Here is a 17981-nt window from a genome sequence, read left to right as displayed (position 1 = left end):
AATTTTGGCACAAGAAGATTATTATAAAGTTCTCGGTGTTGATCGAAACGCCAGTGATGAAGATATTAGTAAAGCATATCGTCGTTTAGCTAAAAAATATCACCCTGACTTAAACCATGAACCAGGTGCTGAAGAAAAATATAAGCAAGTTAACGATGCTTATGAAGTGTTGCATGATAAGCAAAAGCGTGCACAATATGATCAGTTTGGTGCTGCTGGTGTTAATGGTCAAGGCGGTTTTGGCGGTGCTGGCCAAGGCTTTGGTGGCTTTAGCGATTTTGGTGACATTTTCAACGATATCTTCGGTGCTGGCGGCGGTCAACGACAAAGAGTTGATCCGACTGCACCACAAAAAGGTCAGGATCTTGATTATACTTTGACAATTGACTTCATGGATGCAATTAACGGAAAGAAGACGCAAGTTAGTTACAATCGTGATGAAACTTGTCCAACTTGTAATGGTACTGGTGCTGAAAGGGGCACTCATCCAATTACATGTGATAAATGCCATGGTTCAGGTTATATGACTATTACTCAACAATCTGCATTTGGGGTGATTCAAAGACAAACTGTTTGTGATAAGTGTCATGGTCAAGGTGTAATTATTGAACATCCATGTAATGAATGCCACGGCAAAGGTACTATTGAAGCTAAGAACACCATTGAAGTAGATATTCCAGCAGGAATTGATAATGGTCAAACCCTACGCTATGAAGCACAAGGTGAAGCTGGTAAGAATGGCGGACCTTACGGAGATTTGTACATTAGCTATCGAATTAAGCCTTCTAAAGAGTTCGAAAGAAGAGGGACTACTATTTATACAACTGTTCCAATTTCTTTTGCTCAAGCAGCTTTAGGTGACGATATTAAGGTTAAGACTGTTCATGGTGAGAAGGAATTAAAAATTCCAGCAGGGACTCAACCAAATAGTAAATTCACGATGCGTGGTGAAGGTGTTCCGTATCTTCGTGGTGGCGGAAATGGTGATCAAATAACGACTGTTGAGGTTGTTATTCCTAAGAAGGTTAATGAAGACCAAAAAGAAGCTTTACTTGACTTTGTTAAGGCAAGTGGTGAATCAATTACGCCACAAGGTAAAGGATTCTTCGAAAGATTAAAAGATAAGTTGAATTTAGATTAGTAAAAAAGAGCCAACTTGGCTCTTTTTTATTTTATTATTTTTATAGTTCGTGTTTTATCACTTTACTTTTTATATATAATTTATTATCCTGGTCTTGTGAGTTTAAATAAGAATGTTCAATTAATATTTATATTAAAGGTACGGAAAGAACGAAATGGTTGAAATTAGTGTAATTATGGGAAGCAAGTCTGATTGGCCAACAATGAAGACTACTTGTCAAATTCTTGATGAATTCGGTGTGTCATATGACAAACATGTTATTTCAGCACATAGAATGTCGGATGAAATGGTTGACTTTGCCAAGTCTGCAGAAGCAAAGGGCACAAAAGTGATTATTGCTGGAGCGGGTATGGCTGCACATTTGCCAGGAATGACTGCTGCTAACACAATATTACCGGTAATTGGCGTCCCTGGTCAGACAAAGGCGTTAGGTGGAATGGATTCACTTTTATCGATTGTGCAAATGCCAACTGGAATCCCAGTTGCAACTACCGCTATTGGTAATGCAGGAGCAAGTAATGCTGCGCTTCTGGCGATAGAAATGTTAGGAATAAGTAATCCTGAACTACGCCAAAAATTAAAAGATTATCGTAAAAAAATGCATGATGAAGCAAAAGAAAGCAGTGCCGAACTTGAATAGACCAGAATTTATCCAGCAGGGAAAGACAATCGGGATTATTGGTGGAGGGCAGTTGGGCCAAATGATGGCGCTCTCAGCTAAATATGGTGGTATGAAGGTAATTACTTTGGATCCAACTCCAAACTGTCCTTGCTGTCAAGTAGCTGATGAACAGATCGTGGCAGAATATTCGGATGTGAAAGCGATCGAAAAGCTTGCTGACAAGAGTGATGTTCTAACTTATGAATTTGAAAATGTGGATTTGAATGCTTTGAGTGATGTTGCTGATAAAGTAGCTGTCCCACAAGGAACGAATCTTCTTTACATTACTAAGCATCGTTTGCGTGAGAAGAATTTTTTAAACGAAGCCGGCTGTAAAACTGCGCCATATGTATCTGTTAAGGATATGACTGATCTGAGAAAAGCAATCAAAAAGATTGGTTATAAGTGCGTACTTAAAACCTGTGAAGGTGGTTATGATGGACATGGGCAAGTGGTGTTGAAAGGTAATGAAGACCTAAATAAGCCAGAAGTAGCTGAAATTCTGTCAACAAAAGATTGTATCCTAGAAGGTTGGGTGAACTACCAAGTCGAGGCATCTGTTATGGTGGCTCGAAACGCTAATGGTGATGTAACCGTCTTCCCAGTTAGCGAGAACTATAATGCTGATGAAATTTTGCACATCAGCATTGTTCCTGCGCGCATTTCAAAAGCTATATACGAAAAGGCTCAGAAAATTGCAAAACAGATTGCTGAGGCAATTGACCTGCGTGGTATTTTGGGTGTCGAAATGTTCATTTTAAAGAATGGTGATATTTATATCAATGAATTAGCTCCTCGTCCGCATAATTCCGGTCACTATTCAATTGAAGCTTGCAATTTCAGTCAGTTTGATATTCACGATCGAGCAGTCTGCAACTGGCCACTACCTAAGATTAAATTGCTATCTAAGGTTGTGATGGTTAACGTATTGGGTCAGCATGTACAAGGCGTAAGAAGTGTTATTCCACAAAAGCCGGATTGGCATTTCCACGATTATGGTAAAGGCGAAAATCGCCATAATCGCAAAATGGGGCATGTCACAATTTTGACCAATGATATCGAAAAAACACTTAAGGAAATCAACGAAACTCATATTTGGAAAACGAAGGTTGAATAACTAATGAAAGAGAATCTTTATGCTTCTCTTTTTTTTGTTGGTTTTTGATAAAACACGAACAATAATTGGAATGGTAGTAAAAAACATTTGCACTCAATGTTGACACCTATCAAAGATATTGCTATTATTACACTAACAAAAGTAACGAACGAATATTAGCTACTATATTACAAATGTTCGTGTTTATCTATAAGGAGAAAAAAGAAAAATGGCTGAGTTGTTATATACCGGTAAAGTTAAGCAAATGTGGTCTACTGATGACCCAGAAGTATTACGCGTGGTCTACACCGACCAGGCAACTGCCGGTAATGGTGAAAAAAAAGACAATTTCAAGGACAAAGCATACTTGAATAATGAAATTTCATCATTGATCTTCCAATATCTTGAGAAAAATGGAGTTAAAACTCACTTCATCAAAAAACTTTCAGATACCGAAGAATTAGTTAAAAAGTGTGACATGTTCCCACTTGAAGTTGTTACTAGAAATATTGCGGCTGGCCATTTTTCAAGTCGTTATGGTTTAGGAGAAGGGAGGAAGTTCGACACGCCTGTTGAAGAACTTTTCTACAAGAGTGATGATCTTGATGATCCAATCATGAATGAATCAGATGCAATCGCTCTTAAAATTGCTACAGCAGAGGAGCAAAAAGAAATTTGGCGACTTTCTCGTCAAGTTAACAGACTGTTAATTGAATTGTTTGACGGAGCTGGCATGGATTTAGTTGACTTCAAACTCGAATTCGGCAAGCTGGCTAATGGTGAAATTGTCTTAGCTGACGAATTTTCACCTGATAATTGCCGTCTTTGGGATAAAAAAACTAAAGCACATATGGATAAAGATGTTTACCGCCGCGATATTGGCGATTTAACTAGTGTGTATGAACAAGTTTTAGCAAGAATTGAAAAGACACTTAAGGAGAATTAAATGACTACTGTCCGCATTTACGTAACCTACAAGCCTTCTGTATTTGATCCACAAGGCGCCGCAATTACTGATTCAGTTAATTCATTAGGTCACACTGAAGTTAAACAAATCGTGGTTGGTAAATTCTTCGACGTTACTTTAGACGAAAATGACCTTGATAAGGTTGAAGAAGATGTAAAAGACATCGCTGAATCATTGCTAGTTAACTTCAATATGGAAACCTACAAAACTGAAATTTTGGAGGAAAAGGCATGAAAATTGCAGTAGTTGTTTTTCCTGGATCCAATTGTGATGTTGATATGTACGAAGCTTTTCACTCTGTTTTAAAAGCTGATGTTAAGTACGTTTCTTACAAAGAAAAAAGTCTTGATGGCTTTGATATGGTGGCTCTTCCAGGTGGCTTTTCATACGGTGACTATTTAAGAGCTGGGGCAATTGCTCGTTTTTCAAATATTATTCTCGCAGTTCAAAAGATGGCTGACGAAGGAAAATTAGTACTGGGTGTCTGCAATGGGTTTCAAATTTTAACAGAAATGGGATTACTTCCTGGGGCTTTGAAGAGAAACGATAGTTTGCAATTCGTCTGCAAGGACGCAGATTTAAGAGTTGAAAACGCGAAGACACCATTTACTACTGAATATCAGGAGTATCAAGAAATCAAAATTCCGATTGCTCACGGTGAAGGCAGCTATTACGCTGATGAAGACGTCTTGGACGAGTTAGAAAAGAATAATCAAGTTGTCTTCCGCTACATTAAGAATAACCCTAACGGTAGTTTGCATGATATTGCAGGAATTTGTAATAAACGCGGAAACGTTTTGGGGATGATGCCTCACCCAGAAAGAGCAGTTGAAGCAATTTTGGGTGGAGTAGATGGATTGCCATTATTTAAGTCAGTTTTAAAAGCAGGAGTTAAAGCATGAAACAAGCGATGACACCAGAAGAAATCAAAGAAGAAAAGCCATATCTCGACTGGAGTTTATCTGAGCGTGAATATGATTACATTTGTGACCATTTATTGCACCGCTTGCCAAATTATACAGAAATTGGTCTTTTTTCTGCAATGTGGAGTGAACACTGCTCTTACAAAAAATCTAAGCCAGTTTTGCGTCTTTTTCCAACTAAAGGTCCAAGAGTTATTCAAGGTCCTGGTGAAGGAGCTGGGGTAGTTGATATTGATGATGGCCAAGCAGTTGTTTTCAAAGCTGAAAGTCACAATCACCCCACAACTGTTGAACCATATCAAGGTGCGGCAACAGGAGTTGGTGGAATCCTTCGTGATGTGTTCAGTATGGGCGCTCGTCCAGTTGCAGTGCTTGACTCACTTCACTTTGGTGAACTGAAAAACAACCCCACAATGCGTTACAAGATGGAAGAAACTATTAAGGGTGTTGGCGATTATGGTAATTGCATGGGTATTCCTAATTTAGGTGGTGAAACCACTTTTGATCCTTGCTACAACGGTAATATTCTTTTAAATGCAATGAATGTTGGTTTGATGAATATCAAGGATATGGAACATGGTAATGCCTCAGGTAGCGGTAATTTAGTTATGTATGTAGGTGCTAAAACCGGTCGAGACGGAATCCACGGGGCAACTTTTGCTTCAGCTGATTTTTCGAAAGAACACGAAACTCAACGCTCTGCCGTTCAAGTGGGTGATCCGTTCATGGAAAAATTACTTATGGAGGCTTGTCTTGATTTAATTATTAAACACCGTGAATGGTTAGTCGGAATTCAAGATATGGGTGCAGCAGGAATCGTTTCTTCAAGTGCTGAAATGGCTACTGAAGGTAAATCTGGCATGGTACTTAACTTGAATGACGTTCCTCAACGTGAACCTAATATGTCTGCTTACGAAATAATGCTTAGTGAATCGCAGGAACGAATGCTTCTTTGCGTTAAAAAGGGTTATGAAGAAGATGTTAAGCGGATTTTTGAAGGGTACAATCTTGAGGCAGTGACAATTGGTCGTATTACTGATGATGGTCAATATATCTTGCTTCATGATGATGAGATTGTATGTGACATCCCTGTAACAGCTTTGACTGAAGATGTGCTAGAGGAAAAAAGCGAGAAAAGAAAGCCTAAGCATATCATTGAAGCTGAAAAGGAAGCAGCTTGGGAGCCTAAAATTGAGGATGCAGGTCAAACTTTGAAGGATCTTCTAAATCAGCCAACGATTGCTTCGGATACTTTTGTCACTCAACAATATGATTCACAAGTTAGAACAAATACTATTGTTGCTCCAGGTTCAGATGCAGGTGTTTTGAGAGTTCGCGGCACCAAAAAGGCAATTGCAATGTGTACTGACACTAACGGTCGATTCGTCTACCTTGATCCAAGAGTTGGTGGTCAAAGAACAGTTCTTGAAAGTGCAACTAATATTGTTGCTAGCGGTGCTCTTCCTTTAGCAATCACTGACTGTTTGAACTATGGTGATCCTAACGATCCTGAAATATATTGGTCACTTCATGAGTCCTGCCAAGGAATTGCGGATGCGTGTGAAATCCTTGAAACTCCAGTTGTATCAGGGAATGTGTCCTTATACAACGAGAATGATGGCGAAGCAATTTATCCTTCTCCAATGATTGGAATGGTTGGTTTAATTAAGGATTATGACCACGTAATTCCAATGAGAATGCAAGAAACAGGTGATCAGGTTTACTTGCTTGGTAAAACCGATGATGATTTTGCTGGCTCAGAATTACAAAAGATGATGACAGGTAAAATCAGTGGCTTGCCTCATGCTCCTAATTTATTAGAAATTAAAGATTATTTGTACAGATTGCAAAAACTAATGGCAGAAGGTCTTGTAAGAAGTGCACATGATTTAAGTGAAGGTGGATTAGGGGTTGCTTTAGCAGAATCAGTTTTTAAAACAGATTTGGGTCTTAAAATTAAGGCAGATATATCAGCTAGCTGGTTATTTAGTGAAACTCCAGGTCGATTGATCGTCTCCATTGCATCTGACAAGGCTCAAAAATTTGAAGAGAAAATGCCAGAAGCAGTTAAATTAGGCCAAGTAACTGATGATCAAAACTTACAAATCACATTAAAAGATGCTGAAGTTAATGAACCAGTTAAAGATTTACAACAGATTTGGGAGGAGTGTATCCCTTGTTTAATGAAATCAAAAGCTTAAATGAGGAATGTGGCGTTTTTGGCATTTTCGGGATGCAAGACGCTAGTAAATTAACCTATTTAGGTTTACATAACCTCCAACACCGCGGACAAGAAGGGGCAGGCATTGTTTCAAGCGATGGTGAAAAATTGTACCAACACCGTGATCGTGGTCTGTTGTCAGATGCGTTTAAAGATCCGGCAGATTTAGATCGCCTAATCGGTGACTGCGCAATTGGACATGTTCGATATTCAACTACTGGTCGCAACTCGATTCAAAATGTTCAACCGTTTTTGTATCACTTTCTTGATGGTGACGTTGCTTTAGCACACAACGGTAATCTAGTTAATGCAGTCAGTTTGAGAAACAAGCTTGAAAAACAAGGAGCCATTTTTCAATCAGATTCTGATACTGAGATTTTAATCCATTTGATTCGAAACCATATTAGTGATGGCTTTATTCCTGCTTTAAAAAAGAGTCTAAACGAAATTCACGGCGGATTTGCTTTCCTTCTTCTTCAAAAAGATCGTATGATTGCAGCACTTGATCCAAACGGCATTCGTCCACTATGTATTGGAAAATATGATAACGGTGCATACGTTGTTGCTAGCGAAACTTGTGCTTTAGATATTGTAGGAGCTGAATTTGTTAGGGATGTGCAACCAGGCGAGTTAATTATTATTGATAAGGATGGTTTACATATTGATCATTTCACTGAACACACACAATTAGCGGTTTGTTCAATGGAATACATCTACTTCGCTCGTCCAGATTCAATTATTCATGGTGTCAATGTCCATAACGCTCGTAAAAATATGGGGCGCCTTCTTGCAAGACAAAATCCGGTGGAGGCTGACATGGTGATTGGAGTTCCAAATTCATCTCTGTCTGCAGCAAGCGGGTATGCGGAAGAATTAGGTTTGCCATATGAGATGGGCTTGGTTAAGAATCAATACGTTGCTAGAACCTTCATTCAGCCAACGCAAGCCTTACGTGAAAAAAGTGTGCGTTTGAAGCTTTCAGCAGTGCGCGGAGTAGTTGCAGGAAAGAAGATTGCGGTTATCGATGATTCAATTGTTCGCGGGACGACTTCTAAACAAATCGTTCAGATGCTCAAAGATGCAGGGGCAAAAGAAGTACATTTACGTATTGCCAGTCCACAATTCAGATTTCCATGTTTTTATGGGATTGATATTTCAACTCGCTCAGAATTGATGGCAGCCCATTATTCAACTGAAGAAATGCGCAAAATCATTGGCGCGGACAGCTTAGACTTCTTAAGTGTTGATAATTTGATCAAGGCAGTTTCAATTCCAGATGCAAAAGGCGCACCTTTTGGCGGGTTAACTGTTGCTTACTTCAATGGTCAATATCCAACTAAGTTAGATGACTACGAAGAAGGATATTTATCCTCACTTAATGAGCAAGAAAAACGGCAAAGAAAGGAAAGACAAAATGAATCGCTATAAGGAAGCGGGAGTCGATGTTAACGCAGGCTATGACTTGGTTCACCGCATTAAGCCATTGGTCAAAGCAACTGAACGCTTAGGTGTGATGGGCGGAATTGGTAGTTTTGGTGGCATGTTTGATTTAGAAAAATTGAACTATCAACATCCAGTTCTAGTTTCAGGCACTGATGGTGTTGGAACAAAGCTAATGATTGCACAAAAAATGAATGTCAATGACACAGTTGGTATTGATTGCGTAGCAATGTGCGTCAATGATGTTTTGGCTCAAGGTGCTGAACCATTGTTTTTCCTTGATTATATTGCTTGCGGACATAATGATCCGCAAAAATTAGCTGAAGTAGTTAAAGGTGTTGCTGAAGGTTGCAAGCAAAGTGGTTCTGCATTAATTGGTGGAGAAACTGCTGAAATGCCTGATATGTATGAAGCAGATGAATATGATTTGGCGGGTTTTTCTGTAGGAATCGCTGAAAAAGAAAATTTGCTTTCCAATTCTTTGGCAAAAAGTGGCGATGTCCTTTTGGCTTTACCATCAAGTGGTGTCCACTCAAATGGCTTTAGTTTAATTCGTAAGATCTTGTTCAAGGATCATAACGTGAAGTTAAGCGACAAGCCCGACGAATTGGCTGGTAAAAGTGTAGGTGAAAGTTTAATTACTCCAACCAGAATTTATGTGAAGCCAGTTTTACCTTTAGTTAAAAAGCGCTTGGTTCATGGCATCGCTCATATTACCGGTGGTGGTTTTATTGAAAATTTACCAAGAATCTTCACAGATGATTTACAAGCGGTAATTAATAATGGCAGCTGGCCAATTTTGCCAATCTTTTCATATTTAAAAAAATTAGGCAATTTAAGTGATAAAGATTGTTGGGAGACTTTCAACATGGGAGCTGGCTTGGTCTTAGCTGTACCAAAAGAAAAACTAACAGAAGTAAAACAAATTTTAACTGACGAAAAAGAAGACTTTTATGAAATTGGTCATCTTCAAGAACGTCCTGAAGATCAAGAAAAAGTTATTATTAAGTAGGAGATCTGTATGAGAGTTGCAATTTTTGCTTCAGGTAACGGTACCAATTTTGAAGAATTAACTAAAAAGTTTCAAAGTGGAGAAATTCCTGGAGACGAAGTCCTATTATTTTGTAATCATCGCGATGCTCCTGTAATTGAAAGAGCCAAAAGATTAAAGGTGCCATACGAAGCCTTTTCTGTGAAAGAATGCGGTGGAAAAGAAGTATATGAAAAACGTCTTTTAGAAGTGTTAAAGGAATATCAGATTGATTTTATCGTTCTGGCAGGCTATCTCCGTGTTGTTGGAGCAACAATTCTAGATGAATATCCTAATTCAATTGTCAATCTTCATCCGGCATTATTACCTAAATATCCAGGTCTAGACTCAATTGGGCGAGCTTTTCGCGATTATCAAAAAGGCTTGATCAAAGAAACTGGTGTGACTGTGCACTACATTGATGCCGATCTTGATCACGGTCCAATTATCGCTCAACAAGTAGTTCCGATTAAAGCTAATGACACTGAAGAGACATTGGAAGCCCGCGTTCATGAAACTGAACACGAACTTTTTCCAAAAACTTTAAAAGAAATACTAACTAAAAGAATAAATGAAGGGAAAACACAAGTGAAACGCGCAATCGTTAGTGTAAGTGACAAAACAGATTTAGTACCATTTGTAAAAGGTCTAGTTGAAAATGGTTATGAAATTGTTTCAACTGGTGGTACGAAGAAGAAACTTGAAGAAGCTGGAATCAAGACTATCGGTGTTGAAGACGTTACCGGTTTTCCTGAAATCTTAGATGGTCGTGTTAAAACCTTGAATCCTTATATTCATGGTGGACTTTTGGCTAAAAGAGATAATCCTGAACATATGAAAACCTTGAAAGAGGAAAAGATCACTCCAATAGACTTGGTTTGTGTAAACCTTTATCCTTTTAAGGAAACAATCGAGAAACCTGATGTAACATTAGAAGATGCTATTGAAAACATTGATATTGGTGGTCCAAGTATGCTCCGTGCAGCTTCTAAGAACTATCAAGATGTGACAGTTGTTTATGATAAGGCTGACTATAGTCAAGTTTTAAAGGAAATTGAAGAAAACGGTGAAACTAGCTTAGAAACAAGAATGCGTCTTGCTGCTAAAGTCTTTAGAGCAACTGCTGCTTATGATGCTTTGATCTCGGAATATTTGAATAAGCAAGTTGGTTTAGAAGATCCAGAAAAATTGACTTTGACTTACGATCTCAAAGAAAAGATGCGTTATGGTGAAAATTCTCACCAAAAGGCTTGGTTATATGAAGATGCACTTCCTAAGAAGTTTTCAATTTTGCAAGCTGAACAATTAAATGGTAAGAAGCTTTCTTACAACAATATTAAGGATGCTGACGAAGCTTTACGTGCTATTTCAGAATTCCAAGATGAGCCAACAGTTGTGGCGATGAAGCACATGAATCCATGCGGGATTGGCCGCGGTGATACTCTTGAAGAAGCATGGCAACGAGCTTTTGATGCGGATCCTGTTTCAATCTTTGGTGGAGTAATTGCCTTAAACAGGAAGGTCGATTTGGCAACAGCTGAAAAGATGCACAAAATTTTCCTCGAAATTATCATTGCACCTGGATTTGATGAAGATGCTTTAGCAATTTTGAAGAAGAAAAAGAACTTGCGTCTACTTCAGGTTGATTTTGACTATGAAAATGAACCAGCTCGTGACGAAATTGTTTCTGTGATGGGAGGAATCTTGAAGCAAGAACAAGATACTCTTGTTGAAGATCCGAAAGAATGGCAAGTTGTAACTAAGGTCAAGCCAACTGAAGAACAATTGAAGACAATGCTTTTTGCCTTGAAGGCTGTTAAGCATACTAAGTCAAATGCAATTGTGGTCGCAAACTCAGAAAGAACTTTAGGTGTCGGCGCAGGGCAACCTAACCGGATTGACTCAGCTAAGATTGCGATCAAACATGCAGGGGATGCCATTGATGATACCGCAGTTTTGTCATCAGATGCTTTCTTCCCATTTAATGACTGCGTTGAATATGCTGGTGAACACGGAATTAAGGCGATTGTTCAACCTGGTGGTTCAATTCGTGATCAAGATTCAATTGAGATGGCTGATAAGTACGGGATTACGATGGTCTTTACTGGATACCGTCATTTTAGACATTAAAGGAAAAACTCATGGAAGATAAGCTGGTTTTATTGATAGTTGGTTCAGGCGGTCGCGAGTTTGCGATTGCAAAAAAGCTCTTGGAAAGTCCTAAGGTTGAAACGGTATATTGTGCTCCTGGTAATATTGGGATGCAAACAGTTGGTATTAAGACAGTTCCGATTGAAGAGATGGACCTAGATGGACTACTCAAGTTTGCTCAAGATCATGAAGTGGATTGGACTTTTGTCGGACCAGAAAATGTTCTTTGTGCAGGTATTGTTGATAAATTTGAAAAAGCTGGAGAGAAGATTTTTGGACCGAATAAGCGTGCTGCTCAATTGGAAGGTTCAAAAGATTATGCTCTACGGTTTATGAACAAATATGGTGTTCCAACTGCGCACCATGAAACATTTACCAGTCCTGAAAAATGTATCGACGGGCTAAATCATTTTGACTATCCGGTGGTTATCAAGGAAGACGGATTAGCAGGTGGCAAAGGGGTGACTATCGCTAAAAACCAAGAAGTTGCTCAAGAAACGATTAAAGAAATGTTTGCGGGAGGTCAAACTCAAGTAGTTCTTGAAGAGTGCTTAGTGGGACCTGAATATTCAATGTTTTTAGTGGTGTCTGAAGATCAGTATGCGATTTTACCAATGGCCCAAGATCATAAACGTGTTGGTGATGGCGATCAAGGACCGAACACTGGAGGAATGGGATCTTATTCACCTCTACCTCAACTAAAATCTAGCCAGCGTCAGGAAATGATTGATCAAGTTGTAGAACCAACAATGAATGGACTAATTAAAGGAGAGTACCATTACTGCGGAGTATTATACATCGGTTTGATGATGACTGAAGATGGTCCGAAAGTAATCGAATATAATGTTCGCCTCGGAGATCCCGAAACTCAAGTTGTTTTACCAAGATTAGAAACGGATTTTGCTGAACTAGTTACTAAAGCGCTTAATCATGAAAAATTACCTGAGATTGTAGAAAGTTCTAAAAAAACTTTAGGAGTAGTAGTTTGCGCGAATGGTTATCCAACTCATCCGTTGCATGATGCTTTAGTTGGTAAATTACCTGATAGTGATAAGGTCGTAATTGATTATGCTAATGTTAAGGGAACTTTAGACAATTTAATTGGAGATGGTGGTCGCTTATTCATGGTGATTTCTGAAAGTGACAGTCTAGTAAAAGCTCAAGATAATGTCTATTCATATTTGAGTAAACTAGATTTACCAAATTGTTTCTATCGTCATGATATTGGCAATCGTGCATTAAAAAATTAGATTGCAAATTAAAATAGCACTGAAATGTTAATTTTCAGCGCTATTTTTATATGGCGAGCGTTTTTTCATTTCCAATTGTTTAGATGCATTGATATAATTATATGATAGTAAAGGGTGAACAATTTTATGGATTTAGAAAAATTAAAAGATTATCAAAAACATATTCGTAATTTTTCAATTGTTGCTCACATCGATCACGGAAAATCTACAATTGCTGATCGAATTTTGGAATTAACCGATACAGTTAGTGAGCGTCAATTAAAAAATCAAATGCTTGATGATATGCCGCTGGAACGTCAACGCGGGATTACTATTAAGATGAACTCCGTAGAAGTTAAGTACCATGCTGATAATGGAGAAGACTACATTTTTCACTTAATTGATACACCAGGGCACGTCGATTTCTCTTATGAGGTTTCAAGATCTTTAGCTGCTTGTGAAGGGGCACTTCTTGTTGTTGATGCCACACAAGGGGTTCAAGCGCAGACTTTAGCTAATACTTATTTAGCAATTGATGACGATTTGGAGATTTTGCCAGTAATCAATAAGATCGACTTACCATCAGCTGATGTTGACAACGCTAAGGAAGAAATTGAAGAAATGCTTGGCCTTGATGCTTCTGAAGCTGCTGAAGTATCAGGAAAAACTGGTCAAGGTATTAAAGACATGCTGGAAAAAATTGTTAAGGATATTCCAGCACCATCAGGCGATTTACAAGCACCACTGAAGGCTTTGATTTTTGATTCAAAATATGATGATTATCGTGGGGTTGTTCTTTCAGTACGAATTGAAGATGGTACCGTTAAGCCTGGTGACACCATTAAGATTATGAATACTGGTAAAGAATATGAAGTAACTGAAGTTGGTGTTTCAAGTCCACATCCAGTTAAGAAAGATATTCTAATCGCTGGGGACGTAGGTTATATGACAGCCAACATTAAGTCAGTTCGTGAAACTCGAGTTGGTGATACGATTACAAGTGCTGAAAATCCAACTGCAGAGCCACTACCAGGATATCGTCAAATTCCACCAATGGTTTACTCTGGTATGTACCCAGTTGATAACCGTGATTATGATGACTTGAAGGAAGCTTTACAAAAATTGCAATTGAATGACGCTGCCTTAGAATTTGAACCTGAAACTTCAACTGCTTTAGGATTTGGTTTCCGTTGTGGGTTCTTAGGTTTACTTCACATGGATGTTGTGCAAGAGAGATTAGAGCAAGAGTTTGGTCTTGATCTGATTATGACAGCACCATCAGTTGACTATCACGCACTTATGAATGATGGAACAACTAAAGTTATTGATAATCCTTCTGATTTACCAGATTCTGGTGAATATAAAGAGGTTGAGGAACCATATGTTAAAGCTGAAATTATGGTAACAGAAGACTATGTTGGGCCAGTGATGGAATTGTGTCAACGCAAACGTGGTGAATTTGTCACAATGGATTATTTAGATAAATACCGCGTGAATGTTATCTACAATATGCCTTTAGCTGAGATTATTTTTGACTTTTTTGATGATTTAAAGTCTTCAACTAAGGGTTATGCATCACTTGATTATGAAATTACTGGTTACCGTGCAACTGATCTTGTGAAGATTGATATTCTATTGAATAAGGAACCAATTGATGCATTGAGTTTTATTGCTCATAGAAGTGAGGCTCAAGATCGTGCTCGTCAAATGACTTCAATGCTTAAGAAGCTGATTCCACGTCAAAACTTCGAAGTTGATATTCAAGGTGCAATCGGTGCTAAGATCATTTCACGTGCTACAATTAAACCATATCGTAAGGATGTTACTTGGAAGATCCACACTGGGGACCCTGACCGTCGTGCTAAGCTTCTTGAAAAGCAGAAGCGTGGTAAGAAGAGAATGAAAGCCGTTGGTAGAGTTGAAGTTCCTCAAGATGCCTTTATGGCAGTTTTGAAGATGAATGACGATGACATCAAAGGTAAATAACAAATTGAATAATACTTTAGCACCAACGTTTGTTGGTGCTTTTTTATATAATTTTAGAAAAATGCTGACCTCTGATATAATTAATAAAAAAGAAGCTAATTAAGAAAGAAAGTTGATTGCAAATTGGCAGAAAAGAAAAAACACGATGTAAAACGCATTGTTATCCGAGTTCTGGCAGTAATTCTTTTAATTGTTGGCTTGGCATTAGTCTTCAATAAACAAATTCGAAATGTAATGGTTAGCCAGAACCAGACAAGGGCAATGACATCATTAACCCGTTCAAAAATTGAACAAAATGAAAAGAAAAAAGGGATGTTTGACTTCAAAAAAGTTAAAGAGGTCGATTTATCCCAAGTTGCAAAGACAAGAACACAAAATGGTGCTCACGTTATTGGCGCAATTGCGATCCCTGATGTTAATATGCATTTACCAATTTGTTTGGGGATGTCTGATGCCGCAATGACTACCGGTGGTGGAACCATGAGAGCTGATCAAAAAATGGGGCAAGGTAATTATCCACTTGCAGGTCACTACATGACTGCTAAAGGAATTCTTTTTTCACCACTTGAAGATACTAAAAAAGGTCAAAAAATTTATTTGACAGATTTGAAAAAAGTATATGTTTACAAAATATATATGAAGAAAGTCGTTAGTCCATATGCAGTTTATTTAGTTAACAACACCAAAAAGAAAATTGTAACTTTAATTACTTGTGCTGATGGTGGTGTTAATCGTTGGGCTGTTCGCGGTAGTTTAGTTAAAACAGAAAAAGCAACAAATAAGAATACAAAGGTGTTTGATTTTAAATAATGAAGTGGAATCAAAGAACAGGAAAAGAATTAGATCCTAACTTAATTGAGAAATATCAACTTAGTCCGATTGCGGCTAAGTTGTTTTCTTTGCGGGGAATAGATACAGACGAAAAACTTGATTTTTGGCTTAATGCAACTGAAGAAAACTTGGCTGACCCAGCTTTGATGCATGATATGAATAAAGCAACTGAGCGTATTAATCAAGCGATCGATAATGGCGAGAAAATTACAATCTACGGAGATTATGATGCGGATGGGATTACAGCTACCACAATAATGACTGAAACACTTAGTATTTTAGGAGCTGATGTACATTATTTTATCCCAGATCGATTTAAAGACGGTTATGGTCCAAATCTTGATTGCTATAAAAAAATCGTTTCAGATGGAACGAAGCTGATAATTACTGTTGATAATGGTGTAACAGGCATTGAAGAGGTCGAATATGCACAAAATCACGGTGTTGATGTGATTTTGACTGACCACCACACTTTCCAAGAAGCTATTCCAAAACCCTATGCTTTAGTTCACTGCAATTTTCCAGGTCAAAAGTATCCGTTTGATGATTATTGTGGCGCAGGTGTTGCTTATACAATTTGTCGAAATTTAATGCAGGATTCAATGCCAGAACTTCTTGACTTAGTAATGATCGGTACAATCGGTGATATGGTAAAAATTACAGGAGAAGGCCATATTATTGTAAAACGTGGGTTAGAAATCCTTAATCAAACTGACCGTCCTGGTTTAAGAGCACTGATCAAAAACTCTGGCTTAACTCTAGGTAATATCACTGAAATGGATATTGGTTTTAATATTGCACCACGACTTAATGCAGTTGGGCGTTTGGCTAATGCAAATTTAGCAGTTGAACTCTTACTTAGTGACGATGACGTTGAAGCTCAGAAGATCGCCGATAAAATTGAAGAACTAAATAATAAGAGGCGCGAGTTAACCGAAGAAGTCTATGAGAATTGTTTGCAACAAGTTAAAGAAAACAGTTGGCAAAGACGTAATACTCTTGTGATATATAATCCTGATTTTCACGAAGGAGTCTTAGGTCTGGTTGCAAATCGAATAGTTGAAAACACACACAAACCAACAATCATCTTAACTAAAAATGATGCTGGTGAAATTAAAGGTTCTGGACGATCTTCTGTTGGTTTTAATTTATTCGATGCACTTAATCCAATTAAAGATGATTTGTTAACTAAATTTGGCGGACATGATTTCGCTTGCGGTTTATCTTTAACTGAGGATAAAATTGAAGATTTACGAAAAGCTTTTGAAGAAAGTTTTAGTGTGAATGGTAGTTTGGAAATAAAAGACTATGATTTTGAATTGCCACTTTCTGATCTTTCTGTGAATAGCATTGATGATATTAATGCGGTCGGACCTTTCGGTACAGGTGATCCAAAACCAATTTTTTCAATCTCTGATCCTCAAATTAATCATTTCTTCAAAATCGGTAAGAATAAAAACCATGTCAAGTTCACTGCGGTCAAAAAAGGTGGTCAATTAGATATTCTAGGTTTTAACAAAGCATTCTTAAATAATAATTTGCTACCTTTTATTTCTAAAATTTATGTACAATTGTCAGTCAATAGTTTCCGGAATAAAACATCCCTTCAAGGAATTATGGAGGGAATCGATTTTGCTTCACCTAAACTTGCTGTTCCCACACCGGTAATTGACTTGCGAAGTGAAGACTACGTGATGGGCTTTGCTGACAGATACTTGCTATTTGATGCCAAAAACAGAAATTATGTTCAAAATAGCTTAGGCATTGATCCAGATAAGATAACTCTTATTGATGATTATCAAAATAATGGAGAAGTAGCAGTATTATTAGATACACCTCATAATCAAGTAGAACTCGATAAGGCACTGGAGAATAATTATCAACAATTATATTTACGTTTTTTAATTGACCAATTGCCAGTTGAAAGTGTACCTGATAAGAGTTATTTTGCTAAAGTATTAAAATATATTTATGCTCATCCTACCTTGAAGCCTGAAGATTATCGTTCTGTAGCGCCATATTTAGGATTAGATTACGATAGTGTCTTATTTATTTTAAGAGTATTTTTTGAACTTGGCTTTATTAAATTAGACAATGGTATTTTAGTAGGTGAGAAGAATCCTGTTAAAAAGCCTTTAACATCTTCTAAATATTTCCAAGCTACACAATCACAAATTAATTTTGTAAATCAATTACGCAGCATGTCTAGTCAAAAATTGATTTCATATGTTAATAATTTTATGAAATAGAGGAATCTTATCCTTTTTTCTGGTAGAATGTACTAGTCAAAGTACTTTACAAAGTA

General features: G+C 37.7%; 14 protein-coding genes and 1 pseudogene. All 15 read left to right on the top strand.

Annotation, left to right across the window (positions count from 1 at the left end; all coding sequences use genetic code 11):
- Positions 1–4: 4 nt before the first annotated feature.
- The 15 genes and pseudogenes from dnaJ to recJ all read left to right on the top strand — a co-directional run bounded on the left by dnaJ (position 5) and on the right by recJ (position 17925).
- On the top strand, positions 5–1141 hold the full coding sequence (dnaJ, locus tag FC46_RS03490) for a molecular chaperone DnaJ (protein WP_057797898.1): 1137 nt from the start codon (positions 5–7) through the stop codon (positions 1139–1141).
- Positions 1142–1295: 154 nt separating this feature from the next.
- The gene (gene purE / locus FC46_RS03485; protein ID WP_057797896.1) at positions 1296–1781 is read left to right on the top strand and encodes a 5-(carboxyamino)imidazole ribonucleotide mutase; all 486 of its coding nucleotides are present in this window, start codon (positions 1296–1298) and stop codon (positions 1779–1781) included.
- Positions 1744–2919 carry a 5-(carboxyamino)imidazole ribonucleotide synthase gene (purK, locus tag FC46_RS03480; RefSeq protein ID WP_201779051.1) on the top strand — a complete coding sequence of 392 codons (1176 nt, stop codon included), beginning with the start codon at positions 1744–1746 and terminating at the stop codon, positions 2917–2919. The genes purE and purK overlap by 38 nt, the downstream gene beginning before the upstream one ends.
- Positions 2920–3127: 208 nt before the next feature.
- Positions 3128–3844 (top strand): phosphoribosylaminoimidazolesuccinocarboxamide synthase, encoded by a 717-nt coding sequence (purC, locus tag FC46_RS03475; RefSeq protein WP_057797895.1) that lies wholly within the window; start codon positions 3128–3130, stop codon positions 3842–3844.
- Positions 3845–4099: a phosphoribosylformylglycinamidine synthase subunit PurS gene (gene purS / locus FC46_RS03470; RefSeq protein WP_057797892.1), complete on the top strand. Its 255-nt coding sequence runs from the start codon at positions 3845–3847 to the stop codon at positions 4097–4099.
- Complete coding sequence (gene purQ / locus FC46_RS03465) at positions 4096–4767, top strand: phosphoribosylformylglycinamidine synthase subunit PurQ (RefSeq protein WP_057797890.1); 672 nt, start codon at positions 4096–4098, stop codon at positions 4765–4767. Before purS ends, purQ begins: the two co-directional genes overlap by 4 nt.
- The gene (gene purL, locus FC46_RS03460; protein WP_057797888.1) at positions 4764–6989 is read left to right on the top strand and encodes a phosphoribosylformylglycinamidine synthase subunit PurL; all 2226 of its coding nucleotides are present in this window, start codon (positions 4764–4766) and stop codon (positions 6987–6989) included. Before purQ ends, purL begins: the two co-directional genes overlap by 4 nt.
- Positions 6965–8437 (top strand): amidophosphoribosyltransferase, encoded by a 1473-nt coding sequence (gene purF / locus FC46_RS03455; protein ID WP_057797886.1) that lies wholly within the window; start codon positions 6965–6967, stop codon positions 8435–8437. The genes purL and purF overlap by 25 nt, the downstream gene beginning before the upstream one ends.
- Complete coding sequence (purM, locus tag FC46_RS03450) at positions 8424–9461, top strand: phosphoribosylformylglycinamidine cyclo-ligase (RefSeq protein WP_057797884.1); 1038 nt, start codon at positions 8424–8426, stop codon at positions 9459–9461. The genes purF and purM overlap by 14 nt, the downstream gene beginning before the upstream one ends.
- Before the next feature lie 9 nt (positions 9462–9470).
- Positions 9471–10037 (top strand): annotated as a pseudogene (purN, locus tag FC46_RS10310) (phosphoribosylglycinamide formyltransferase); the annotation flags it as partial.
- Positions 10038–10067: 30 nt separating this feature from the next.
- Positions 10068–11609 carry a bifunctional phosphoribosylaminoimidazolecarboxamide formyltransferase/IMP cyclohydrolase gene (gene purH, locus FC46_RS03445; RefSeq protein WP_057797959.1) on the top strand — a complete coding sequence of 514 codons (1542 nt, stop codon included), beginning with the start codon at positions 10068–10070 and terminating at the stop codon, positions 11607–11609.
- Between the two features lie 11 nt (positions 11610–11620).
- Complete coding sequence (gene purD / locus FC46_RS03440; RefSeq protein WP_057797882.1) at positions 11621–12880, top strand: phosphoribosylamine--glycine ligase; 1260 nt, start codon at positions 11621–11623, stop codon at positions 12878–12880.
- Positions 12881–13006: 126 nt separating this feature from the next.
- Entirely contained in the window at positions 13007–14845 is a 1839-nt protein-coding gene (gene lepA / locus FC46_RS03435) for a translation elongation factor 4 (RefSeq protein ID WP_057797880.1), read from the top strand.
- 123 nt (positions 14846–14968) lie between these two features.
- Positions 14969–15655, top strand: a complete 687-nt coding sequence (locus FC46_RS03430) for a class A sortase (RefSeq protein WP_057797878.1) — start codon at positions 14969–14971, stop codon at positions 15653–15655.
- Complete coding sequence (recJ, locus tag FC46_RS03425) at positions 15655–17925, top strand: single-stranded-DNA-specific exonuclease RecJ (RefSeq protein ID WP_057797876.1); 2271 nt, start codon at positions 15655–15657, stop codon at positions 17923–17925. Before FC46_RS03430 ends, recJ begins: the two co-directional genes overlap by 1 nt.
- The last annotated feature ends 56 nt before the right edge of the window (positions 17926–17981 follow it).

The sequence above is a fragment of the Lactobacillus kalixensis DSM 16043 genome (assembly GCF_001434335.1).
Classification (GTDB): Bacteria; Bacillota; Bacilli; order Lactobacillales; family Lactobacillaceae; genus Lactobacillus; species Lactobacillus kalixensis.
The sequence above is the reverse complement of the archived record's forward strand: the minus strand, read 5'-3'. Positions and strand labels throughout refer to the sequence as shown.